A 23,399-nucleotide genomic window follows, 5' to 3' on the forward strand; every position below is an offset into this window, starting at 1 on the left:
TCCGGCCCGCTCACCCCGGCCGGACCGCGCGGCCCGGGCTCGGTGCCCGGGGGTCGCGGCCCGGCCTCGCTGCCCAGGGGTCGCGGCCCGGCCGCAGTGGCGAGTCCGGGTCCAAGCCCAGCGCGGCCACCGCATCCGCGACATCGGCATGCACCCGGCCCTCCGTGCGCAGCCGATCGATCAGCCCCCCGCGTGCCAGGACGTCGGTCACCGGCCCGCGGAGCGCGGCCAGATGCAGCCGCACGCCGGCCTCCCGCAGCTCCTCGTCCAGGTCCGCGATCGCCTCGCTACCGGTGAAATCGACCCAGGGCATGGAACTGGCGTCCAGGACGACCGCGCGCAGCGCGGTCCGCTCCGCGGTCGCCTCGGTGATGGCGTCGGCCACCGCTCGGCTGTTCGCGAAGTACAGCGGCGCGTCGAGCCGGAACAGGGCCACAGCCGGGTCGGTCAGCGCGTTGTCGTGGCGGTCGAGGTTGCGGAACCGAGCGGTTCCCCGAACTCGCCCGAGCTCCGGGAAGTGGGGTCGAACGGACTGGCGAAGGAACACCACGAGACTCACGACGACCCCGACCGCAAGGCCCTGGGCGGCGCCGAGCAGCAGCGTGGCCAGGAACGTCGCGGCCAGCGCGACCAGGTCGCTGCGCCGGACTCTGGCGATCGCGATCGCGGTGCGCAGGTCGACGAGGGACGCGACCGCCACGATGATGATCGCCGCGAGCGCGACCTTCGGCATCAGGGCCAGCAGCGGGGTGAGCGTCACCAGGGCCACCGCGATGAGCGCCGCCGCCAGCACTCCTGACATCGGGGTACGCGCCCCGGCCCCGAAGTTGACCGCCCCCCTCGAGAAGCCCGCGGCGACGCTGAAGCCGCGGACGAACCCCGCCGCGACGTTGGCCGCGCCGACTCCAATCAGCTCCCCGTTGGGGTTGACGCGGGTGCGCGTGCGCCGGGCGAACGCCGTCGCCGTGCTGACCGACTCCAGATAGGAGACGAGTGCCAGCGCCGCGGCCGAGGGCAGCAGCGCCTGGACGTCCGAGAGCGCCAGGGACGGCAGCGCGGGCACCGGCAGGCCGGCGGGCACCTCGCCGAGAACCGCCACGTGCCCCGCCAGCCCGGGCAGCAGGGCGACGAGCGCCGTTGCCGTCACCACGATCAGCGGTCCGGGGGCCTTCGGCAGGACACGTCGCACCAGCAGCAACGCGCCGATCGCGCCGACGCCCAGGACCACCGTGAGCGGCTGGGTCTCGCCGAGCCGGGGAACCAGGCCGGTGAGCGTGTCCAGCAGGCTGGTCGAACCGCCACCACCGCTGACGCCGAGCAGGTCCTTGAGCTGGCTGGCGCCGATGGTCAGCGCGGCCGCGGTGGTGAAGCCGCTGATCACCGGGACCGAGATGAAGCTGACCAGCGCCCCGAGCCGCAGCGCGCCCGCACCCAGCTGCAAGGCGCCGGTGAGCACCGCGAGCAGGCCGGCGAGTGCGACGTACCGGGTCTGGTCCCCGCCGGCAAGCGGTGCCACGGCGGCCGCCACCAGCAGGGAGTCGATCGCCACCGGAGCAACCGACGAGTAGTTGCTCGTGCCCAGCAGCGCGTAGACGACCAGCGAGGCCAGCGCCGCGTAGAGCCCGGTGATGGGCGGCATCCCGGCGAGCGCGGCATAGGCCATGGACTGCGGGATGAGCAGCACGCCGACGGTCGCACCGGCCCGGGCGTCGGCGGCCAGCAGCGAACGGTTGTAGCCGCGCAGCCAGCGGAGGAACGGCAGGAGCTGCGGCGCCGGGCTCGGGACATTCACCGGGCCAATAGTACGGACAATTGAACGGCGCGGTGTCGTCCGGTCGGGGGTCTCGACGAGAGTTTCGCCTCGTCCGCCGGGTCCTGCGAGGCGACGGTGCCGGTGCGCCCGGGGCGGTGAGGAGGGTCACCGTCGTCGATGAAATGTACGGACCTTTATCCGGACTTGACGGGGTAGGAGCCGGGATGACCCCGGCGAACTCGACTGGAGGACGCAGGATGGAGATCGTTCCCTTCCGGACCCCGGGCCTGGGCGACCAGACGTACCTGCTGGTGCACGACGGCCGCGGGGTGCTGGTCGACCCCCAGCGCGACATCGACCGGTTCCTCGCGGCCGCCGCCGAGCGGGACGTCGAACTGCGGTTCGTGCTGGAAACGCATCTGCACAACGACTACCACTCGGGTGCGGAGCAGGCCGCCCGGCGCACCGGTGCCGAGCTCGTCCTGCCTGCCGCCGCGGCCCCCGCGTACCCGAGCACCCCGGCGTTCCACCGGGAGGACATCGACGGCGGGAACGGTCTGGTCGTGCGCCCGCTGCACACCCCGGGCCACACGCCCGAACACACCAGCTACGTCGTGCTGATCGACGGTGTGCCGGTGGCGGTGTTCTCCGGCGGCAGCCTGCTCGTCGGGGCCGCGGGGCGCCCGGACCTGCTCGGGCCGGAGCGCGCGCACAGCCTGGCGGTGCTCCAGCACGGTTCGGTCCACCGGCTGGCGGAGCTGCCGCGGCAGGTCGGGCTGTACCCGACGCACGGTGAGGGCTCGTTCTGCACCGTGACCGGAGCCGGTCGCTACACCTCGTCGATCGGCGACGAGATCGACACCAACCCGCTGCTGAAGCTGCCCGACGCGGAGGCGTTCGCCGACCGCCTGCTCGGCCAGCCGATGCCGATCCCCGCCTTCTACCGCTACCAGAGCCCGGCGAACACCCTCGGGGTTCCGCCGATGCCCGACCCGGCGGTGCCCGACATGCCCGAGACCGACCTTGCCGAGCTGCCCGAGGGCACCGTCGTGGTCGACGTCCGCCCGCGCGAGCGGCAGGCGAACGGGTTCGTGCCTGGCTCGCTGGGCGTCGAACTCGCCGACGACTTCGGTAGCTGGGTGGGCTGGCTGGTGCCGCGCGAGGCGACGATCGTGCTGGTCGCCGACGCCGGTCAGGATGTCACCGAACCGCTCACGCAACTCGCCCGGATCGGGGTGGACGACGTGCGGGGCGTGGTGCGCGACCCCTCACCCGAGGTGGCCACCGCCCGGTTCGAGCTGGTCGACCTCGCCCGGTTCGTCGAGCTGGCCGCCGAGCCGGACGCGCAGGTGCTCGACGTGCGGATGCCGCACGAGGTCGCCATGGGTTCGCTCGACGGGGCCGTCGTGCGGTTCCTGGCCGACCTGGCCGGCCACGGCGTTCCGGACGAGCTCGACCGCGACCGCCCGGTGCTGGTCGCCTGCGGCAGCGGCAGGCGGGCGGCCATCGCCGCCACGCTGCTGGCCGACGCCGGGCTGCGCCCCGTCGTCCTGCGCGCAGGCGGCGTGCCCGACGTCAGAGCGGCCCTCGCCGAGCGCCGGGCCGCCTGAGGCCCGCCCGCCGGCCGCGGCGCCGCCCACCGATCACACGATCGCCTTCTCGATGGTCACCGGCTGCACCGGCGTGCCTCCGCCGGGGCTCGGATCCAGCGAACCGTCGTGGCCGGCGCGGGCGATCCGATCGATCACCTGCAGTCCCTCGGCGGAGATCGACCCGAAGACCGTGTAGTTCGGCGGCAGCTGTGCGTCGCCATAGATCATGAAGAACTGACTGCCGTTGGTGTCGCGACCGGCGTTGGCCATCGCCAGCAGGCCGCGGCCGTACGTCAGCTCGGGGAAGGTCTCGTCGGGGAACGTGTAGCCGGGGCCACCCGCCCCGCTTCCGGTCGGGTCGCCACACTGCAACACCTGCAGCCCAGCGGACGTGGTGAGCCGGTGACAGCCGGTGGCATCGAAATATCCCTGCCTGGCCAGGCTCACGAAGCTGTTCACCGTGCACGGCGCAAGTGCGCGGTCCAGCGTCAGCGCGATGGCGCCGACATTGGTCTGCAGCGTCACCGGCACCGTCCCCTGGGCGCTGATATCGGTCGTGGCCGGTGCCTGAACCTGCTTCGCGGCGGCTCCGCCCGCCGGATAGGTGCAGGTCACCGTCGCGGGCAGGGCCGTGGGCCTGGTGGGCAGCGGCGCGACGTCGGTGGGGATGTGCTCCGGGGTGACGGCTGCGGCGGCGGGTTCGGTGGTGGTGCCGGAGCTGCCCGATCCGCCCAGCGTGCTCAGCAGCACGACGGCCACGACCACGACCACGACCACCGCCGCCGAGGTGATCACCGTGATCTGCTTGCGTCGTTTGGCCTGCAGGGCGCGCCGCTCCTGCTGTCGCGCCAGCTTGCGCTTGGCTGCCTCGCGTCGCATCTGGTTCGTCGCCACTGCTGACATCCTCCCTGCTCGCGTGCGTGCAGCGGAGCGTAGCGAGCCGTGCTGAGCGGAACCCGGGGGCGGTTAGCCCAGGTCGATCGAGCCGTCCGCCACCCTGATCGGGACCTGGGGGAGCGGATCGCGTGCGGGGCCGCCGACGACGGCACCGTCGCTGATCCGGAACCGGCTGCCGTGACAGAAGCAGTTGATCGTCCCGCCGGCCACGGCGTGGATCCGGCAGCCCTCGTGGGTGCAGATCGCGCTGAACGCGACGAACGTGCCCGCGGTGGGCTGCGTGATCACGACATCCGGTCCGCGCAGGACGATGCCGCCGCCGACGGGGACCGCGGCGGTGCTGATCGGCGGACCTCCTGGTCGGTGCGGGTCCCGGCGACGCATCAGTGTGCACCCGTGCGCGCGCAGGGGAGTCAACGGCGGTCCGGCCCGAGCCCGGTGGCTACGCTGGGATCGTGCTCGTTGCAGGATTTCCGGCCGGTGCCTTCCAGACCAACTGCTACGTCGTCGCCCGCGACGCCGGGGAGGCGTGCATCGTCGTCGACCCCGGTCAGGACGCCGTCGAGCCGCTGCAGGAGCTGCTGGCCGAACATCGGCTGACCCCCGTCGCGGTGCTGCTCACCCACGGGCATTTCGACCACACCTTCTCCGTGGCGCCCGTCTGCGACGGCCATGACATCCCGGCCTGGATCCACCCCGACGACCGGGAGATGCTGGCCGACCCGCTGAAGGGGATCTCGGCGGAGTCGGCGGCGTTCTTCGGGGGGCGCCTCGAGCTGCGCGAGCCGCGCGAGGTGCGTCACCTCGACGACGGGTCGACGCTCTCGATCGCGGGCCTGGACCTGCGCGTCGACCACACCCCCGGACACACCCCGGGCTCGGTGATCTTCTCGACCCCGACGGAGGACGGAGTCGAGGTGATTCTGGCGGGCGACACGCTGTTCGCCGGCTCGGTGGGCCGCACCGACCTGCCCGGCGGCTCGCACGAGCAGCTGCTGGCCAGCATCCGGGACCGGCTGCTCACCCGGGACGACTCGGCGTTCGTGCTGCCCGGCCACGGCCCGAGCACGACCATCGGGCGAGAACGCGCGTCGAACCCGTTCCTGCAGGGGCTGGCGGCCCCGGCGCCGGGGCGTGGTCTGTGAGTGCCGTGGTCGACGGGGCCCGGGCCTTCACCGCTCCGAAGGGGATCCCGGAGTATCTGCCCTGCGACGGTTTCGTCCGGGTCCGCGACGCGCTGCTCACCGCGGCCGACCGCGCCGGCTACGGGCACATCGAGCTGCCCGTGTTCGAGGACACCGGGCTCTACGCGCGCGGCGTCGGCGAGTCCACCGACGTCGTGAGCAAGGAGATGTACACCTTCGCCGACCGGGGCGAACGCTCGGTCACGCTGCGTCCGGAGGGCACCGCGGGGGTGGTCCGGGCGGTGATCGAGCACGGCCTCGACCGCGGCGGGCTACCGGTCAAGCTGCGCTACGCGGGGCCGTTCTTCCGCTACGAACGCCCGCAGGCCGGCCGCTACCGGCAGCTGCAGCAGGTCGGGGTCGAGGCCATCGGGGTGGCCGACCCGGCGCTGGACGCCGAGGTCATCGCCGTCGCCGACGAGGGGTTCCGGTCGCTGGGCCTGACCGGGTACCGCCTGGAACTGACCTCGCTGGGCGACGCCGAGTGCCGTCCGGCCTACCGCGAGCGGCTGCAGGCCTTCCTCGCCCGGCTCCCGCTCGACGAGCCGACCCGGCGCCGAGCCGAGCTCAACCCGCTGCGGGTGCTCGACGACAAGCGGCCCGAGGTGCGGGCTCTGCTGGCCGAGGCGCCGCTGCTGATCGACCACCTCTCGGACGCCTCGGCCGCCCACCACGCCGCCGTCAAGCAGCATCTCGACGACCTCGGGGTCGGCTACGTGGAGAACCCGCGGATGGTGCGCGGACTCGACTACTACACGAAGACGACCTTCGAGTTCGTGCACGACGGCCTCGGCGCCCAGTCCGGGATCGGCGGCGGCGGGCGCTACGACGGGCTGATGGCCGTCCTCGGCGGGCAGCCGCTGTCGGGCATCGGGTTCGGCATCGGCGTCGACCGGACGCTGCTGGCCTGCCGGGCCGAGGGACTCCCCGTCGACGACGCCCCGCGCGTCGAGGTGTTCGGGGTGCCGCTGGGGGACGACGCGCGGCGCGCCCTCGTCGTGCTCGCCGCGCGGCTGCGCGGCGCCGGGGTGCGCGTCGACCTCGCCTACGGTGGGCGCGGGCTCAAGGGTGCGATGAAGGCCGCCGACCGGTCCGGCGCCCGCTACGCGCTGGTCCTCGGCGATCGTGATCTCGTGGCCGGCACCGTCGCGCTCAAGGACCTCGGCTCGGGGGAGCAGCGGGCGGTGCCCCTCGACGAGGCGGTCGACGTGATCGTCACCGCCCTCGCCCGGCAATGAGCCGCCCCCGGCGTCGCCTGCCGACCCGCGCGCCGCAGCGCAGGTGCGCGGGGCCGAACGGGTGGGCCGGCGGTGAGTGAGCGCGACCGCGAGCGGTGGGACGCCAGGCACGCCGGGCTCGACGCCGGTCCGCCCGGGCCCCCCGCCGCGCCGGGTGGGCGGCTCGACCTGCTGCCGTCCGGCGGCCGGGCCCTGGAGTTGGCGTGCGGCCGGGGCGCGGTCGCCGTGTGGCTGGCGCAGCAGGGGTTCGCGGTGGAGGCCGTCGACGTGTCCGGGACCGGGCTCGCCGCGGGCGAGCGGCTGGCGCAGCGCCACGGGGTCAGCGTGACCTGGATCGAGGCCGACCTGGACGCCGGCGTTCCGGACGACTGCCGGGGTCCGTACGACCTCGTGGTGTGCCAGCGGTTCCGCGATCCTCGGCTGTACCCGGCGATGGCCGCGCTGCTCGCCCCGGGCGGGCTGCTGATGGTCACGGTGCTGTCGCAGGTCGGCGACGGTACCGGGCCGTTCCGCGCCGCGCCGGGCGAGTTGGCCACGGCCTTCGCCGAGCTCGAGGTGCTGGTCGACGCGCAGGGCGCGGGCGAGGCGCATCTGGTCGCGCGCCGACCCCGGACCCGGCCTGCGCCGCCACCCGGCCGGTGATCGGTGTTTCGGCGCCCCCAGCCGCGAGATCCGCGGCCCTCGGGTCCGAAACGCCGATCACCTCGCGGGGGCGCCGCCGGGCTCCGGTGCGGTGCGCGCGCCGGGCTGCTCCTGCACCGCGACGGCCGCCGCCAGCGCCGTGGTGATCGGCACCGACGCGACGAGGCCGATGCTGCCGACCAGTGTCCGGACGATCTCGGTGGCCACATCCTGGGTGGTCAGCACCTGGCCGATGGATCGCCCGGAGACGCTGAACAGCAGCAGTAACGGCAGCGCGGCGCCCGCGTAGGCCAGGACCAGCGTGTTCACCGCGGAGGAGACGTGGTCGCGGCCGATCCGCATCCCGGCGGCGAACAACTCCCGGGTGCCCAGGCCGGGGTTGGCGGCGCGCAGCTCCCACACCGCGCTGGTCTGGGTGATCGTGACGTCGTCGAGCACCCCCAGCGCGCCGATGACGATGCCCGCCAGCAGCAGCCCGCGTGCGTCGACCGGGGCGTCGAGGGTGGCGATGAGGTTGGCGCTCTGGTCGTCGAGCCCGGTGAGCCGGGCGACGGCGGAGAACACGGTGCCGAGCAGCCCGATCAGCCCGAGCGACAGCAGCGTTCCGAGCACCGCCGTCGACGTGCGGGCCGACAGGCCGTGCGCCAGGTACAGCACCAGAAACATGATCAGGCAGGAGCCGACGACGGCGACGGCGAGCGGGTCCCGGCCGGCCAGGATCGCGGGCATCACGAACCACAGCAGGACGACGAAGCTCAGCCCCAGCCCGGTCAGCGCCGCGAGCCCGCGCCAGCGGCCCAGCAGCAGCACGGCCCCCGCGAACAGCGCCGCCAGCCAGATCAGCGCACCGCCGCGCTGGAAGTCGGCGACCCGGTAGGAGCCTGGATCGAGCGGATCGGCGCCCGACCAGGCCAGCACGATCTCATCGCCGACGGCGAACCGCGGCGTGGTCGGCTCGACCGGGACGAGCTGCACGAGGTCCCGTCCGGGCAGCGGGCCACCCGCCATGCGCACGACCAGCCCGGTGCAGCCGCCGTCGCCGGAGCCGGGGACGCAGTCGGCCCGCTGAGCCGCGACGACCTGAGCGTTGATCGGCTGTTCGACACCGGCCTTCGCGGTGGGCGGTGCCGTCGTCGGACGCAGCAGCACCAGCCCGACCAGGGTCGCGAGAGCGCACGGGATGAGCAGCGCCGCGATCAGCGTGCGGACCCGGCGTCCGGCCGGGGCCGCGGGTCCGTGCCCGTGCCCGTGCCCGTGCCCGTGGCTGGGCAGGCCGACGGGCCCGGGGGGCGCGGGCATCCCCCGGGCCCGGCGCCTGCGGTGCCGGTGGCGGCCCTCGGTCCCGCCGCGGGGCGGCTCCGGAGGCTCAGCGAGACTCACCCGGGCCATCCTGGCAGGGCCGGGCGCGACCGCAGCGCCCCCAGCACCTGGTCGACCACGACCGCGGTGTCGCGGTCCGCCGGCACGGCGATCCCCGGCTCGTCCGGCTGGAGCTCCTCGAGAGTGTCGAGCTGGCTGGTGAGGAGCGCGGCGGGCATGTAGTGGCCGCGCCGCCGCCGCAGGCGGTCCGCCAGCACCGGGCGTCCGGCGACCAGATGGACGAACCAGACGCACGGATGGCCGGCGCGCAGCAGATCGCGGTAGCTGCGTCGAAGCGCGGAGCAGGTGACGACACCGCTGCGTCCAGCGGACTCCTGTTCGCCGATCCAGTCCGCGATCCGCCGCAACCACGGCCAGCGGTCGTCGTCGGTCAGCGGCCGACCGGCTGCCATCCTTCGCCGGCTGGCCTCGGTGTGCAGGTCGTCGCCCTCCAGCGACACCCAACCGGTGCGCCGGGCCAGTTCGGCGGCCACTGTCGTCTTGCCGACTCCGGACACCCCCATCACCACCGCGACCGTCTGCCGCTCGACATCCATCCACCCACTGTCGCGCACCGAAGGCTGCTATCCGGGCGCCGGGGCCGCCCGGATAGCCTTCCGTCTGTGATGCGCACCCACCCCGCCGGCACCCTGCGTGCCGAGCACACCGGACAGTCCGTGACCCTCGCCGGGTGGGTGGCCCGCCGCCGTGATCATGGAGGCGTGATCTTCATCGATCTGCGTGACGGGTCAGGCGCGGCCCAGGTGGTCTTCCGCGAGGGCGAGATGGCGCAGCGCGCGCACCGCCTGCGGTCCGAGTTCGTCGTCCAGGTCACCGGGCAGGTGGCGCGTCGTCCCGCCGGCAACGAGAACGCCGAGCTGGCCACCGGCGAGATCGAGGTGCTGGCCACCGAGCTGACCGTTCTGTCGGAGTCGGCCCCGTTGCCGTTCCCGATCGACGAGCACACCGAGGCCGGCGAGGAGGTCCGGCTCCGGTACCGCTACCTCGACCTGCGCAGGCCCGCCGCGGCCGCCGCGCTGCGGCTGCGCAGCGAGGCCAACCGGATCGCCCGCGCCGTGCTGCACGAGCGCGACTTCGTCGAGGTCGAGACGCCGACGCTGACCCGGTCGACCCCGGAGGGCGCCCGCGACTTCCTGGTGCCCGCCCGGCTGCGTCCCGGTTCCTGGTACGCCCTGCCGCAGAGCCCGCAGCTGTTCAAACAGCTGCTCATGGTCGCCGGGGCCGAACGGTACTACCAGATCGCGCGCTGCTATCGCGACGAGGACTTCCGCGCCGATCGTCAGCCGGAGTTCACGCAGCTCGACATCGAGATGAGCTTCGTGGACCAGGACGACGTCATCGAGCTCGGCGAGGCCGTGATCGCGGCGCTGTGGTCGCAGCTCGCCGGATTCGAGATCCCGCTGCCGATCCCGCGGATGACCTACGCCGAGGCGATGGCGCGTTATGGCACCGACAAGCCGGACCTGCGGTTCGGCCTCGAGCTCACCGAGCTCACCGACTACTTCGCGGACACCGGGTTCCGGGTGTTCCAGGCCCCCTACGTCGGGGCCGTGGTCATGCCCGGGGGAGCCGACCAGCCGCGGCGCCAGTTCGACGCCTGGCAGGAGTGGGCGCGGCAGCGGGGCGCGCGTGGGCTGGCGTACGTGACGATCAGCGCCGGTGGTGAGCTCGGCGGCCCGGTCGCCAAGAACCTCACCGAGGCCGAGCGGGACGGCCTGGCCAAGGCGGTCGGCGCCAGCCCCGGTGACGCGATCTTCTTCGCCGCCGGGCACCCGGCGGACGCCCGCGCGCTGCTCGGCGCGGCCCGGGTCGAGATCGCCCGCCGGGTCGGCCTGATCGATGAGGACGCCTGGGCGTTCGTCTGGGTCATCGACGCCCCCATGTTCGAGCGGGTGCGCGACGAGAAGGGCGACGACCTCGGCTGGACCGCCGTGCACCATCCGTTCACGGCGCCGAACGAGGAGTGGATCGACCGGTTCGAACAGGCACCGGACCAGGCCCTCGCGCACGCCTACGACATCGTCGCCAACGGCCACGAGATCGGCGGGGGCTCGATCCGTATCCACCGCCGCGACGTGCAGCAGCGGGTGTTCGAGCTGCTGGGCATGGACGAGACGGAGCAGCGGGAGAAGTTCGGCTTCCTGCTCGAGGCGTTCCAGTACGGCCCGCCACCGCACGGCGGCATCGCCTTCGGCTGGGACCGGATCTGCATGCTGCTGACCGGGGCCGACTCGCTGCGGGACGTCATCGCGTTCCCGAAGACCGGCGGCGGATTCGACCCGCTGACGAGCGCGCCCGCGCCGATCACCGCCGAGCAGCGCCGGGAAGCGGGGGTCGACGCCCGGCCGGCGCAGCCCGCGGACTCGCCGGCGGTCCCGACGCTGGGGTAACCCGTCGGGATGCTGCATCTGCGGGTGATCTGTCCGCCGGAGCGAACCGGCGCCGTGCGGGACGTGCTGCTCACCGAGCCGGGCGTCACGCACATCACGGTCCAGCCCGGGACCGCGGTCCAGCCCCCGGGTGACCTCATCGAGGCCGATGTCACCCGGGAAGCGGCCGACCAGCTGCTCGCGGCGCTGCGCCACCTCGATGTCCCGCGGTGCGGGGGCATCACGCTCGAGACGATCGACACCACGCTGTCGGATGCCGCGGACGCCGCGGAGCAGGCCGTTCCCGGGGATCCGGCGGACGCCGTGATCTGGGAGGAGTTGATCACCCGCACGGGGGAGGAGGCCCGGCTGACCGTGACCTTCCAGGTGTTCCTGGCCATCGCGTGCGTGCTCGCGGCCATCGGTGCGATCACCGACTCCCCCGTCACCGTCGTCGGGGCGATGGTGCTCGGTCCCGAGTTCGGCGCGCTCGCCGCCGTCGCGGTGGGACTGGTGCTGCGCCGCGGTGACCTGATCCGCCGCGGGGGCGTCGCGCTCGCGGTCGGCTTCCCGACGGCGATGATCATCACGGCCCTGGCCACCGTCGCATTCGACGCGACCGGGCTGCTGCCCGCCGCGGCGCTCGACCAGATGGACCAGGTCAGGTTCATCTACAGCGTCGGCCCGTTCTCCTTCATCATCGCCCTGCTCGCCGGCGCCGCCGGGATGCTCGCCCTCACCTCGGCGAGGTCCGCCATCCTGGTCGGCGTGTTCATCTCGGTGACGACGGTGCCTGCCGCGGCGTTCACCTCGGTCGCGCTGGTCGAACAGCGGTTCGATGACGCCTGGCAGGCGGCGCTCCAGCTCGTCGTCAACATCCTCGGCATCGTCGTGGCTGCGGTGGTGGTGCTGATGGTGTCTCCGCGCGCGCGAGCGTGGCGGGGGAGCGGCAAGTGGTTCGTCACCGGGTAGGGTCAAGGACGATGGTTCGTGACCTGGCCGACTTTCCCAGGCCCGTACTCGCCGCGCTGACTGCTGCGGAACGCCTGCTCACCCGGCGATCCGGCTCCTCGGTGGTACTGGCCGAACCCGAGGACCTCGGCGGAAGCGACCGGTCGGTGGTGGCCAGGGCGCGGGTGGTGCGCAACCCGTTCTCGATGCCGCGCACGGTGGTCGTGAAGCACTACATCGCCCGGCCCGACCGCGACCAGCCCGACCCGTTCCACTACGAGGTGGCCAGCTGTCAGCTGTTCACGGCGCTGCCCGCGGAGATCCGGCCCAGCCCCGAGATCATCGCCTACGATCCGCAGGCCCGGTTGCTGGTGCTCGAGGACCTCGGGCGCAGCTCCACTCTCGCCGACAAGCTGTTCTCCTCGGACGCCGCGAGCGCGCAGCGCTGCCTGCTCAGCTGGGCGCGGGGCCTGGGGCGGATGCAGGCCGCGACCGCGGGGCGCGAGAACGACTTCGGCGCGCTGCTGCGCAGGCTCGGCGAGCGGGCCTGGCGTGACCCCGTCGCCGAGGACGCCCGCGCGGCGATCGCGGGACTGCCCGAGCTCTTGGAGTCGGTGCTGGGCGTGACGGCCTCGGCCGCTGCCGTCAAACAGGCACATGCCACGGCGCGACTGCTGGGCGGGACCCGCTACCGCGCGTTCAGCCCGTCGGACACCTGCCCGGACAACAATCTCGTGACCAGCCGGGGGGTGCGGTTCGTCGACTTCGAGGGCGGCTGCTTCCGCGACGTCGCCCTCGACGCCGTGTACTTCCGCGTGCCCTTTCCCGGTTGCGAGGCCAGCTTCGCCCTGCCGGAGGGCGTGGGCGAGGCGATGCTGGAGGCGTGGCGCGACGAGATCGTCGCCGTGTGGCCCGACCTCGACGAGCCGGCCCGGCTGGACCGCAGGCTGCTGGAGGCTCAGCTGCTGTGGGTGTGGCTGTGCACCTGGTGGCTGTTGCCGCGGATCCGGGTCGGGGACTGCCATATCGGTCCCGATGCCGGCGGCTCGCCGCGGATCAGCACCGCGCTCGCGCACTACTGGAGGCAGGCCGGCGAACAGGCCGCCGCGGGGGGCCTCGTCGCGACCGTGGAGCTGGCCGAGGCCGTGGTCGCCGCGCTGCGCGGGCGGTTCGCCGCCGCGACCGACGCGCTGCCCGTCTATCCCGCGCTGCGCACCGTGGCCTGAGAGCCGGGGCCCGAGGGGCGGGTCATCGGAGCCGGGGTGAGAGTGTCGCCGCCGCTCCCCGGGACGTCACCGGCCGCACATCCGCGGACATGATCCTCTCCGCATGACCGCCGAGCCGCTGCTCGCCCCGGCCGACGCACCGGGCCGCACCTGTCCGCGACGATCCGTCCGGGTGCCCGCGATACTCGGCGACTCGACCGCCGTCGGCCTCGGCGATCCGGTGCCGGGCGGCTGGCGCGGCGTCGGCCCGCTGCTGCGGGACGCGCTGGGCGAGGAGACCGTGCTGATCAACTCGGCCCGGGAGGGAGCGAGGGCGGGCGCCGGGTCACCGCGGCGCACCGGGTGGCGTGGCTGGCCGTCCGCGGGGTTCCGTGGTTGGTGCGCCGCGGACGAGATCTCGGCCCCGCCATCCTGCACGCGGTCCTCGCCGAGCCCCGCCGCGTCCCGGCCCACCGTGGGGGCCGATCGAGGCCGCGGTGACGCGGCCGGATGCCACGCAGCCCGTCACAGGCTGCGCAGAAACCGGTCGATCCGGCCGAGCGCCTCCTCGAGCAGCGGTAGTGCCGTGGCGTAGGAACAGCGGATATGGCCCTCGCCGGACGGACCGAACACGCTGCCCGGCACGACCGCGACCCCTTCCTGCCTGAGCAGCCGCTCCGCGAAGGTCTCCGAGTCCAGGCCCGAGCCCCGGATGCTCGGGAAGGCGTAGAACGCCCCGCCGGGCTCGGGGCAGTCCAGCCCGATCTCGCGCAGGCCCTTGACGAACACCCGGCGGCGCCGGTCGTAGTCGGCGACCATGTCGACGACGTCGTCCTCGGCGGACGTCATCGCCTCGACCGCGGCGAGCTGGGAGACATGCGGCGCGCACAGCATCGTGTACTGGTGCACCCGCACACACAGCTCGGCGATGGGCCGCGGCGCGCAGATCCACCCGACGCGCCAGCCGGTCATCGCATGCGCCTTGGAGAAACCGCCCAACACGACCGTCCGCTCCCGGGCCCCGGGCAGGGCGCCCAGGCAGGTATGCGTACCGGTGTAGGTGAGCCGGTCGTAGATCTCGTCGGAGATCAGGTACAGGTCGTGCTGCTCGGCGAGGCGGACCAACGCCTGAAGCGCCGCTCGCGGCTGCACCGCCCCCGTCGGGTTGGCCGGGGAGCCGATGAGGATCGCCTTGGTGGCCGGGGTGATCGCGGCGGCCACGCGATCGGTGTCGACGGCGAAACCGTCCTCCCACCGGGTCGGCACCCGCACCGCGGCGCCGCCCGCGAACGCCACGCACGGCTCGTACGCCACGTAGCAGGGCTCCGGGACGATCACCTCGTCGCCCGGGTTGAGCAGCACCCGCAGCGTGAGGTCGAGGCCTTCGGACACACCGGTGGTGATGAGGCACTCGGAGTCCCACGCATAGTGCGCGTCGTAGCGGTGCGCCAGATCCGCGCAGATGAGCTCGCGGAGCCGCGGCAGCCCCGAGTTGGACGTGTAGGTGGTGTAACCGTGTTCGAGGGCGTAGATACCGGCCTCACGGATGCGCCACGGCGTGACGAAGTCGGGCTCGCCCACGCCGAGGGAGATCACGTCGTCCAGCTCGGCGGCGATGTCGAAGAACCGCCGGATGCCCGAGGGCGGGCAGGCCGCGATGACCTCGTTGAGCGGCTTCACGGGGTCACCGGCAACCGATGGTCGGGCTCGGGCTCGGCGAACACGTCGCCATCACGTTTGTGCGTCTTGAGCACGAAATGCGTCGCGGTGGACCGCACCCGGTCGATGGTGGAGAGCTTCTGGCTGACGAAGTCGCTCACCGCCCGGATGTCGCTGCCCACCACGGTGCAGCGCAGGTCATGGCTGCCCGAGACGAGATAGACGCTGCGGACCTCGTCGAACCGGGAGATCCGCAACGCCACGTCGTCGAAGCCGACGCCGCGGGCGGGCGCCACCGAGACGTCGATGAACGCGGTCACCGACTCGGCGTGCTGTCCCTGCACCGCATCCCAGTTCACGACCGCCTTGTAGCGACGGATGATGCCGGTCTTCTCGTACTCGGCGATCCTGGCCTCGACCTCGGCGACCGGCAGCCCGGTCATCGTCGCGATCGTCTCGTGAGGCAGCCGGGCGTCGGACTCCAACAACTCGAGGATTTCCCGCACCCTGCGACCTTACGTCGCCGCGACGGCCCACCGCCGCACGGTGTCGGGCGGCCGGTCGGGGGAACGCCGGGGGCCGGGCCCTGCCCGGCGGGGACCCGGGCGGATGCCGGACCCGTCGTACCGGGATGGCAGTCTGGACGGTGATGACCACAGAGGCGGACGGGCTGTTCGAGCTGGACGAGCCGGTAGCCGCGGTGGCCGACGGAGGCGCCGACGCGCGGCCGCGGGCCACGGCGCCGCTGGCCGTCCGGATGCGTCCACGCTCGCTGGGCGAGGTCGTCGGCCAGCGCCACCTGCTGCGGCCGGGGGCCCCACTACGCCGCCTCGCCGAGGGCGGGGCCGCGGCGTCCGTGCTGCTCTACGGCCCGCCCGGGACCGGGAAGACCACGATCGCCCGGCTGCTCGCAGGCGCCGGCAGCGGACACTTCGTCGCCCTCTCGGCGTTGTCGTCCGGGGTCAAGGAACTGCGCGCGGTCATCGACGACGCCCGCCGCCGCCGCGACCGGCTCGACCAGCAGACCGTGCTGTTCATCGACGAGGTGCACCGTTTCTCCCGGACCCAGCAGGACGCGTTGCTCGGCGCGGTCGAGGACCGGGTGGTGCTGCTCGTCGCGGCGACGACGGAGAACCCCTCGTTCTCGGTGACCGCGCCGCTGCTGTCGCGTTCGCTGGTGCTGCAACTGCGTTCACTCGACGTCGATGAGGTGCGCGAGGTGCTGCGCCGCGCGGTCGCCGACCCACGAGGGCTGGGCGGCGCGGTGACGGTGAGCGAGGAGGGCGAGGATGCCCTGGTCCGGCTCGCCGGGGGTGACGCGCGGCGCGTGCTCACGGCGTTGGAGGCCGCCGCCGACGGGGTGCTGGCCGACGGCGCCACCGTGATCGACGTGCCCGCGGTGGAACGGGCCGTCACCGAGGTGGCGGTGCGTTACGACCGCGCGGGCGACCAGCACTACGACGTGATCAGCGCGTTCATCAAGTCCATCCGCGGCTCCGACCCCGACGCCGCGCTGCACTACCTGGCTCGCATGCTCGTCGCGGGGGAGGACCCGCGGTTCATCGCCCGCAGGCTCATGGTGCACGCCAGCGAGGACATCGGTCTGGCCGATCCCACCGCGCTGCAGGCGGCGACGGCGGCCGCGCAGGTGGTGCAGCTCGTCGGGATGCCCGAGGCGCGGCTCGCGCTGGCCCAGGCCACGCTGCACCTGGCCACGGCGCCGAAGTCCAACGCGGTGATCACGGCCATCGACGCCGCGATGGCCGATGTCCGCGGCGGCGCCGTGGGGTCCGTTCCCGCGCACCTGCGGGACGGGCACTACACGGGGGCGCAGCAGCTCGGCAACGCCGTCGGCTACCGGTACCCGCACGAGGGTCCCGGCGGCGTCCTGCCCCAGCAGTATCCGCCGGACGCGCTGGTGGGGCGCGACTACTACCGGCCGACCGGGCACGGCGCCGAGCGGGCACTGGCCGATCGGCTGCCGAAGCTGCGCCGGGTCGTCCGCGGTCGGCCGGGGTGAGCGGCGCGGCCTGCGGCGGGTCAGCGTTCGCGCAGCACGTCAGCGAGCACCGCGGCCGCGCTGATGGCGGGGTCCTTCGTCGCGGTCAGCAGAGTCAGTGTTCCCTGCCGGGCGCGGGCCCGTAGCTGCTCGACCGCGCGGGACGGCTCGGCCGTCCGGAGCTCGGCGCGGTAGCGCCGGCCGAACTCGGCGAAGCGGTCGGGGTCGTGGCCGTACCACGTGCGCAGCTGCGTCGACGGGGCGACGACCGTGCACCACTCGTCGAGCTCGGCGGCGGATTTCGCGACCCCGCGCGGCCAGAGGCGGTCCACCAGCACGCGGTAGCCGTCGTGGGCCGTGCGCTGCTGGTAGATCCGGCGTACCTGCACATCCGTCGGGGCCACGTGGTTCTCCTTCCGGCAATCGGTCATGATGATCAACAGGCGTCACACCGGGTCCCGCTGTACCGGGCAGCTCATGCATCGCGGCCCGCCGCGGCCGCGTCCGAGCTCACCGCCGGGGATCACGAGCACCTCGATCCCGTGCCGGCACAGGTGGGTGTTCGTCGTGACGTTCCGTTCGTAGGCGACCACGACACCGGGCGCGACGGCGAGCACATTGCAACCGTCGTCCCACTGCTCGCGCTCGGCGGAGTGCACATCCTGCTCGGCGGTGAGCACCCGGATCGAGTCCAGCCCGAGCGCGTCGGCGATCGCGGCGTGCATGCCCTCGGGGGGATGGTCGGTCACCACCATCTCCTTGTCGCTCTCGCCCGGCCGCACGGTGTAGGCCGGCAGCATGCCGAGCCCGGCGAACTTCACGAACGTCCCCGGGGCGACCATGGTCAGCACGGTGTCGAGATGCATCAGGGCCCGCGTCTGGGGAACCCGGACCGCCACGATCCGGTCGATCTCGCCGCCCGCGAACAACCGCCGGGCCAGCCGCTCGACCCCTTGCGGGGTCGTGCGTTCGCTCAGCCCGACCAACACCGCGCCGTTGCCCAGGACCAGGATGTCGCCGCCCTCGGTGGTCGCCGGGCCATCCGCCAGGCCGTCGGACCACACGGTGAACGGCTGGCCCTCCCACCGCGGATGCCACCGGTAGATCGCCTCGTAGTGGATCGTCTCGCGTGTCCGCGCGATCTTGCGCATGCTGCCGATCGCGACCCCGCCGTGGATCCACGCCGAGGGGTCGCGGGGGTAGAGGTGGTTGGGCAGCGGCTCGAGCACGAAATCGTCCGGGTCCAGGACGTGGAAGGCGATCGACCGCGGTTCGGCGATCCGGTCGAGCACCTCCCGCTTGGTGATGCCACCGATGAGGTGGTCGGTGAGCGTGTGGGCGTCCATCGCGTCGAAGCAGTTGCGCAGCGCGTCGATCGCGAGCGGCCCGAACAGCCGCTCGTCGAAGATCCGGTCGAGGATGAACTTCCTCGCCTCGGTGATCTCCAGGGTGCGGCGCAGCAGATCACCGAACAGGTGCACGGTGACGCCGTGCTCGCGCAGCACCGCGACGAAGGTGTCGTGCTCGGCCTGGGCCCGCTGGACCCACAGCACGTCGTCGAACAGCAGCCGGTCCTTGTTGCCCGGGGTCAGCCGCTTCAGCTCGAGACCGGGCCGGTGCAGGATGACCTGGCGCAGCGTGCCGACCTCGGAGTCCACCCGGTACATGCCGTTCATGGTGGCCGAAGTCGGCCGCCCGCGGTGGGAACGGCTCTCGGTTCGTTCCGCGCCGAGTTCGCCACGCCGCGTCGGCACGAACCGGGTGCTGGCGAGGACCCGTTTCGGAGGCCGTTTCGGAGGCCGTCGAGAGCGGCTCGAGGTGCTCGACACCGCCGCCGCGGGGCGAAGCAGAGCATGCCGAGACAACTACGCTTCGTGTGCGAGTCGTGTCACGATGTCACTCGAACGCGTGAATCTGAGGGGGTTTGTTGAGCGAAGAGTGATGAGATTGGGATCATCCTGCCTTGACTCCCGTGTGGGCTTCACCCAAACTGATTAAAGTCACATGAACGGCATACGCCTGACGTACGCGGGGCACAGCGGACATCAGGCGCCATGGGGACGCCCGTGGACCCGAATGCGTCAGCGCGGCCACGGTGCGTCTGTCGAACACGGACCACCGGCTTCGGTGGACGACGCCGGGACGGGGGGTCACGGCACGGCCGTGCCGGCCGGGTCGTGGGGAGGGGGGCCGACGATGATCACGAACGCGGGGAGCGCCGACCACCAGGGTGACGGCGCGGGCCCATCGGCTGGGCCCGCGGGCCTCGGTGCCGAGGAGGGGCCCGATCTGCCGACCGGGGCCGATCCATCCGCACGCCCAGGCGGTGGCGCCGAGGCCGAGGAGGCCACCGCGGGCGCTCGGGTGGCGGCCCGGCTCGAGTCGCTCATCGGTGCCGCGGTCGGCGGTGACCCCGCCGCCCGCGCCGCGCTGCTGACCGAGGTCCACCCGCTGGCGCTGCGGTACTGCCGAGCCCGGCTCGGTCGCCAGGAGACGCCGATCGGCTCCGCCGACGACGTCGCCCAGGAAGTCTGTCTGGCGGTCGTCAGCGCGCTGCCGACCTACCAGGTCAAAGGCCTGTCGTTCCGTGCCTTCGTGTACGGCATCGCCGCCCACAAGGTGACCGACGCGTACCGGGCGATCGGGCGCAACCAGTCCGAACCCGTCGCCCAGGTTCCCGACGTCGTCGTCAGCGACCGCGGGCCGGAGAGTCGGGTGCTGTCGCGGGAGCTCGGCGAACGGGTCGGGGAACTGCTGCACGTCCTGACTCCCCGGCAGCGGGAGGTGATCGTGCTGCGGCTGGCCGTGGGCCTCAACGCGGAGGAGACGGCGCAGGCGGTGCGGTCGACCCCGGGAGCGGTGCGGGTGACCCAGCACCGTGCGCTCGGCCGGCTGCGTGAGTACCTGCGCTGCCAGAAGGTGGCGCCGCCGGCCGCCGACGACGGCCCCGAACATCTCGAACCCATCGATTCCTGGGTCTGCTGAGCCCACCTCGGGGGCCGGGGGTACCCTGTTCGACGATCAACTCACCTCGTCGGTCGGGCACAGGGAGGGCACGTGTCGGCTGGTCAGATCGCCGCGCTGATCGCCGCAGGAGCCTTCGTGGTCCTCGTGGTGTTTCTGGCGGTTTCGTTGCTCAAGCTCGGCCGTACCCTCGACGAGGCGACCCTTGCGATCCGCAAGGCGCACGAGGGCAGCGCTCCGCTGCTGACCGATGCGCAGACGACCCTGCAACAGGTCAACACCCAGCTGGAACGGGTCGATGGCATCACGTCCAACGCTCGCACGGTCTCGAGCAACGTCTCGGTGCTGACGTCGTTGTTCACCGCGACCCTCGGCGGCCCGCTGGTGCGCGCCGCCGCCTTCTCGTACGGTCTCAACAAGGCCATCAAGGCCCGCAGGGCGGGCAAGGACGCCGGTGCGCATGCGCTGCGCGCGGGTGGCCGGGGCAGGCGGCGGAGGAACAGATGAAGCGGCTGTTCTGGCTCGGGCTCGGGGTCGCCGCCGGGGCCTACGCCGCCCGCCGTGCTACCCAGGCAGCGCAGAACCTCACCCCCGCCGGGGTCGGGGCCAACATCGCCGATGGACTGCGCGAGCTCGGAGCGGGGCTGGGCGCCTTCGGTGCCGAGGTACGTGCGGGGATGATGGCCCGGGAACGGGAGCTCGCCGACCTCGTCGAGCGGCAGACCGGCACCGTCGTCCCGACGCTGTCCGACGCGCTGGCCGAGGAACCGGACCGGCCCACCGTGCGAGCGCGTCGGGCGGGGCGGTAGAACGGTCTCCGGGCCGGTGGCCGCCCTGCCGCCGCCGCATCCGACGTCCATATCCCGCAGAGAGTCGTTCGCCCGTGCAGACCCATGAGATCGCCCGCCGGTTCACCCAGTACTTCACCGACGCCGGGCACACCCGCGTGCCCAGCGCCTCGTTGATCCTCGACGACCCGACCCTGCTGTTCGTCAACGCCGGGATGGTGCAGTTCAAGCCGTACTTCCTCGGCGAGGCACCGCCGCCCTACCCCCGGGCCACCTCGATCCAGAAGTGCGTTCGCACCGGCGACATCGACGAGGTCGGCAAGACCACCCGGCACAACACGTTCTTCCAGATGGCCGGCAACTTCTCCTTCGGCGACTACTTCAAGGCCGGCGCGATCGAGCACGCCTGGAAGCTGGTCACGGGCCCGCAGTCCGAGGGAGGCTACGGGTTCGACCCGGACCGGATCTGGGTCACCGTCTACCTGGACGACAACGAGGCCGCCGAGCTGTGGCGCTCCATCGCGGGTATTCCGGCCGAGCGGATCCAGCGCCGCAGTGGCAAGGACAACTACTGGGACATGGGCGTTCCCGGGCCCGGCGGACCCTGCTCGGAGATCTACTTCGACCGGGGCCCCGAGCACGGCGCCGAGGGCGGTCCGGTCGTCGACGAGGACCGCTACCTGGAGATCTGGAACCTCGTCTTCATGCAGGACGTGCGCGGCGAGCGCTCGCCCAAGGACGGGCACCCGCCGATCGGGGAGCTGCCGAACAAGAACATTGACACCGGGATGGGGGTCGAGCGGGTCGCGTACCTGCTCCAGGGCGTCGAGAACGTCTACGAGACCGACCTCGTGCGCCCGGTGATCGCCCGCGCCGAGGAGTTCTCCGGCCGCCGCTACGGCGCCGACCACGGCGACGACGTGCGGTTCCGGGTCATCGCCGACCACGCGCGGTCCGGGGTCATGATCATTGGTGACGGTGTGACGCCGTCCAACGAGGGGCGCGGCTACGTTCTGCGCCGCCTGCTGCGCCGGATCGTGCGCGCCTCGCGACTGCTCGGCGTCCAGGAGCCCGTCCTGAACTCCTACGCCGAGGTCGTCCGGGACGCGATGGCCCCGTCCTACCCGCAGCTCGTCACCGATTTCGAACGGATCTCCGCGGTGGTCCGCGCCGAGGAGGAGGCCTTCCTGGCCACGCTCACCGCGGGGTCGCGGATCTTCGATCTGGCGGTGGCCGAGACGAAGACGGGTGGGGCCACCCAACTGGCCGGGGACAAGGCGTTCCAGCTGCATGACACCTACGGCTTCCCGATCGACCTCACCCTCGAGATGGCCGCCGAGGCCGGCCTGACCGTCGACGAGCAGGGCTTCTGCGCGTTGATGGCCGAGCAGCGGGCGCGGGCCAAGGCCGACGCCGCCGCCCGCAAGACCGGTCACGCCGACGCGCAGGCCTACCGCGCGGTGCTGGATGCCGGTGGGGGCACCGAGTTCCTCGGCTACCGCGACCTCGCCGCCGAGGCGCGCATCGTCGGGCTGATCGCCGACGGGGCGGGGGTGCCCGCGGCTGACGCGGGCAGCGCGGTGGAGGTCGTCCTCGACCGCACCCCGTTCTACGCCGAGGGCGGCGGCCAGCAGGCCGATACCGGTGTCATCCGGGGCGACGGGTTCGCCATCGCCGTCTCCGACGTGCAGTCGCCGGTCACCGGGCTGATCGTGCACCGCGGCACGGTGCGCGAGGGCGAGGCCACGGTCGGTTCGGTGGTCCAGGCGGAGGTCGACCCGTCCCGGCGCGCCGCGATCTCCCGCTCGCATTCGGCCACCCACCTCGTGCACGCCGGGATGCGCAGGCACCTCGGGGACGCCGCCGCCCAGGCCGGTTCGCTCAACGCGCCCGGCAGGCTGCGGTTCGACTTCACCTCTCCCGGCGGAGCGGTGCCCGCATCGGTGCTGTCCGAGGTCGAGGACGAGGTGAACGCCGTTCTCACCAATGACTACGAGGTGCGTGCGTTCGTCACCAGCCAGGACGAGGCGCGCAGGCTCGGCGCCCTCGCGCTGTTCGGCGAGAAGTACGGCGACGCGGTGCGGGTCGTCGAGATCGGTGACTACTCCCGCGAGCTCTGCGGTGGAACGCACGTTCGCCGCTCCGGGCAGCTGGGGCTGGTCAAGCTCCTGTCGGAGGCCTCGATCGGGTCCGGTGTGCGCCGCGTCGAGGCCCTCGTCGGACTGGACGCGTTCCGCTTCCTGGCTCGCGAGCACGTGCTGGTCTCCCAGCTCGCCGAGCAGTTCAAGGCGCGGCCCGAGGAGCTGCCCGAGCGTATCGGGGGGATCGTCGAGCGGCTCCGGGTCGCCGAACGGGAGCTGGAGAAGGTGCGGGCCGAGGCCGTACTCGCCTCGGCGGCTTCGCTCGCCGACCGGGCGGAGGACGTGAACGGGATCGCGCTGGTGGCGGTCGCCGCGCCGGAGGGCCTGAGCAGCAACGACTTGCGCGCGTTGGCCAGCGACATCCGCGGGCGGCTGGGGGCCCGTCCGGGGGTGGTCGCGCTGTTCTCCGCCGACGGCGACAAGGTCTCGTTCGTGGTGGCCACCACGGCGGCCGCGCGGGACCGGGGGCTGGCCGCGGGCAGGCTGGTCCCGGCGTTCGCCCCGGCGGTCGGGGGGCGCGGTGGCGGCAAACCGGACCTGGCCCAGGGCGGGGGCAGCGACCCATCCGGTGTTGCGGCGGCGATCGACGCGCTCCGCGGCGCCGTGGCCGCCGCATGAGGCGCGTGGCGGGCACCCG

General features: G+C 73.0%; 21 protein-coding genes. 12 read left to right on the top strand and 9 right to left on the bottom strand.

What is annotated here, in order from left to right; translation table 11 throughout:
* Positions 1-10 precede the first annotated feature (10 nt).
* The gene (locus ACFQE5_RS08095) at positions 11-1,792 is read right to left on the bottom strand and encodes a SulP family inorganic anion transporter (RefSeq protein WP_379584209.1); all 1,782 of its coding nucleotides are present in this window, start codon (positions 1,790-1,792) and stop codon (positions 11-13) included.
* A gap of 218 nt (positions 1,793-2,010) precedes the next feature.
* Between ACFQE5_RS08095 and ACFQE5_RS08100 the strand changes: the two genes are divergently transcribed.
* The gene (locus ACFQE5_RS08100; protein WP_379584210.1) at positions 2,011-3,363 is read left to right on the top strand and encodes an MBL fold metallo-hydrolase; all 1,353 of its coding nucleotides are present in this window, start codon (positions 2,011-2,013) and stop codon (positions 3,361-3,363) included.
* A gap of 33 nt (positions 3,364-3,396) precedes the next feature.
* Here ACFQE5_RS08100 and ACFQE5_RS08105 read toward each other — a convergent pair whose 3' ends face one another.
* Complete coding sequence (locus tag ACFQE5_RS08105) at positions 3,397-4,239, bottom strand: peptidylprolyl isomerase (RefSeq protein ID WP_379584211.1); 843 nt, start codon at positions 4,237-4,239, stop codon at positions 3,397-3,399.
* 72 nt (positions 4,240-4,311) lie between these two features.
* Positions 4,312-4,626, bottom strand: a complete 315-nt coding sequence (locus tag ACFQE5_RS08110; RefSeq protein ID WP_379584212.1) for a Rieske (2Fe-2S) protein — start codon at positions 4,624-4,626, stop codon at positions 4,312-4,314.
* 71 nt (positions 4,627-4,697) lie between these two features.
* On the opposite strand from ACFQE5_RS08110, the gene ACFQE5_RS08115 reads away from it, so the two are divergent.
* The 3 genes from ACFQE5_RS08115 to ACFQE5_RS08125 all read left to right on the top strand — a co-directional run bounded on the left by ACFQE5_RS08115 (position 4,698) and on the right by ACFQE5_RS08125 (position 7,306).
* A complete protein-coding gene (locus ACFQE5_RS08115; protein ID WP_379584213.1) occupies positions 4,698-5,387 on the top strand; it encodes an MBL fold metallo-hydrolase in 690 nt (229 codons plus the stop codon).
* Positions 5,388-5,392: 5 nt separating this feature from the next.
* Positions 5,393-6,664 carry a histidine--tRNA ligase gene (gene hisS / locus ACFQE5_RS08120; RefSeq protein WP_379584305.1) on the top strand — a complete coding sequence of 424 codons (1,272 nt, stop codon included), beginning with the start codon at positions 5,393-5,395 and terminating at the stop codon, positions 6,662-6,664.
* Between the two features lie 72 nt (positions 6,665-6,736).
* Positions 6,737-7,306 (top strand): class I SAM-dependent methyltransferase, encoded by a 570-nt coding sequence (locus tag ACFQE5_RS08125; RefSeq protein WP_379584214.1) that lies wholly within the window; start codon positions 6,737-6,739, stop codon positions 7,304-7,306.
* A 57-nt stretch (positions 7,307-7,363) separates the two neighbouring features.
* Here ACFQE5_RS08125 and ACFQE5_RS08130 read toward each other — a convergent pair whose 3' ends face one another.
* Both ACFQE5_RS08130 and ACFQE5_RS08135 read right to left on the bottom strand, forming a co-directional pair.
* The gene (locus ACFQE5_RS08130) at positions 7,364-8,695 is read right to left on the bottom strand and encodes a YibE/F family protein (protein ID WP_379584215.1); all 1,332 of its coding nucleotides are present in this window, start codon (positions 8,693-8,695) and stop codon (positions 7,364-7,366) included.
* Positions 8,683-9,222 (bottom strand): gluconokinase, encoded by a 540-nt coding sequence (locus tag ACFQE5_RS08135; protein ID WP_379584216.1) that lies wholly within the window; start codon positions 9,220-9,222, stop codon positions 8,683-8,685. The genes ACFQE5_RS08130 and ACFQE5_RS08135 overlap by 13 nt, the downstream gene beginning before the upstream one ends.
* A 66-nt stretch (positions 9,223-9,288) precedes the next feature.
* Between ACFQE5_RS08135 and aspS the strand changes: the two genes are divergently transcribed.
* From aspS to ACFQE5_RS08150, 3 genes are read left to right on the top strand one after another with little or no spacing between them, the layout of a single operon-like run.
* Positions 9,289-11,076 (top strand): aspartate--tRNA ligase, encoded by a 1,788-nt coding sequence (gene aspS, locus ACFQE5_RS08140; RefSeq protein WP_379584217.1) that lies wholly within the window; start codon positions 9,289-9,291, stop codon positions 11,074-11,076.
* A gap of 9 nt (positions 11,077-11,085) precedes the next feature.
* Entirely contained in the window at positions 11,086-12,027 is a 942-nt protein-coding gene (locus tag ACFQE5_RS08145) for a DUF389 domain-containing protein (protein ID WP_379584218.1), read from the top strand.
* A gap of 11 nt (positions 12,028-12,038) precedes the next feature.
* Positions 12,039-13,232 carry a hypothetical protein gene (locus ACFQE5_RS08150; protein ID WP_379584219.1) on the top strand — a complete coding sequence of 398 codons (1,194 nt, stop codon included), beginning with the start codon at positions 12,039-12,041 and terminating at the stop codon, positions 13,230-13,232.
* Positions 13,233-13,736: 504 nt separating this feature from the next.
* Here the strand turns inward: ACFQE5_RS08150 and ACFQE5_RS08155 are convergent.
* Together ACFQE5_RS08155 and ACFQE5_RS08160 are read right to left on the bottom strand one after the other, a co-directional pair.
* The gene (locus tag ACFQE5_RS08155; protein ID WP_379584220.1) at positions 13,737-14,891 is read right to left on the bottom strand and encodes an aminotransferase class I/II-fold pyridoxal phosphate-dependent enzyme; all 1,155 of its coding nucleotides are present in this window, start codon (positions 14,889-14,891) and stop codon (positions 13,737-13,739) included.
* Positions 14,888-15,376, bottom strand: a complete 489-nt coding sequence (locus tag ACFQE5_RS08160; protein WP_379584221.1) for an Lrp/AsnC family transcriptional regulator — start codon at positions 15,374-15,376, stop codon at positions 14,888-14,890. Before ACFQE5_RS08160 ends, ACFQE5_RS08155 begins: the two co-directional genes overlap by 4 nt.
* Positions 15,377-15,519: 143 nt before the next feature.
* Between ACFQE5_RS08160 and ACFQE5_RS08165 the strand changes: the two genes are divergently transcribed.
* Positions 15,520-16,890, top strand: a complete 1,371-nt coding sequence (locus ACFQE5_RS08165; RefSeq protein ID WP_379584222.1) for a replication-associated recombination protein A — start codon at positions 15,520-15,522, stop codon at positions 16,888-16,890.
* 20 nt (positions 16,891-16,910) lie between these two features.
* Here the strand turns inward: ACFQE5_RS08165 and ACFQE5_RS08170 are convergent, their stop codons facing one another.
* Both ACFQE5_RS08170 and ACFQE5_RS08175 read right to left on the bottom strand, forming a co-directional pair.
* Positions 16,911-17,273, bottom strand: a complete 363-nt coding sequence (locus ACFQE5_RS08170) for a DUF488 domain-containing protein (protein WP_379584223.1) — start codon at positions 17,271-17,273, stop codon at positions 16,911-16,913.
* A 42-nt stretch (positions 17,274-17,315) separates the two neighbouring features.
* Positions 17,316-18,536 (bottom strand): arginine deiminase, encoded by a 1,221-nt coding sequence (locus ACFQE5_RS08175; RefSeq protein ID WP_379584224.1) that lies wholly within the window; start codon positions 18,534-18,536, stop codon positions 17,316-17,318.
* A gap of 697 nt (positions 18,537-19,233) precedes the next feature.
* Between ACFQE5_RS08175 and shbA the strand changes: the two genes are divergently transcribed.
* The 4 genes from shbA (at position 19,234) to alaS (ending at position 23,380) form a co-directional block, all read left to right on the top strand.
* Positions 19,234-19,854: an RNA polymerase sigma factor ShbA gene (gene shbA / locus ACFQE5_RS08180; RefSeq protein WP_379584306.1), complete on the top strand. Its 621-nt coding sequence runs from the start codon at positions 19,234-19,236 to the stop codon at positions 19,852-19,854.
* 72 nt (positions 19,855-19,926) lie between these two features.
* Positions 19,927-20,340 carry a DUF948 domain-containing protein gene (locus ACFQE5_RS08185; protein ID WP_379584225.1) on the top strand — a complete coding sequence of 138 codons (414 nt, stop codon included), beginning with the start codon at positions 19,927-19,929 and terminating at the stop codon, positions 20,338-20,340.
* A complete protein-coding gene (locus tag ACFQE5_RS08190) occupies positions 20,337-20,642 on the top strand; it encodes a hypothetical protein (protein WP_379584226.1) in 306 nt (101 codons plus the stop codon). Before ACFQE5_RS08185 ends, ACFQE5_RS08190 begins: the two co-directional genes overlap by 4 nt.
* Before the next feature lie 74 nt (positions 20,643-20,716).
* Positions 20,717-23,380: an alanine--tRNA ligase gene (gene alaS, locus ACFQE5_RS08195; protein WP_379584227.1), complete on the top strand. Its 2,664-nt coding sequence runs from the start codon at positions 20,717-20,719 to the stop codon at positions 23,378-23,380.
* Positions 23,381-23,399: the final 19 nt, after the last annotated feature.

The organism is Pseudonocardia hispaniensis, from assembly GCF_042658695.1.
Classification (GTDB): domain Bacteria; phylum Actinomycetota; class Actinomycetes; order Mycobacteriales; family Pseudonocardiaceae; genus Pseudonocardia; species Pseudonocardia hispaniensis.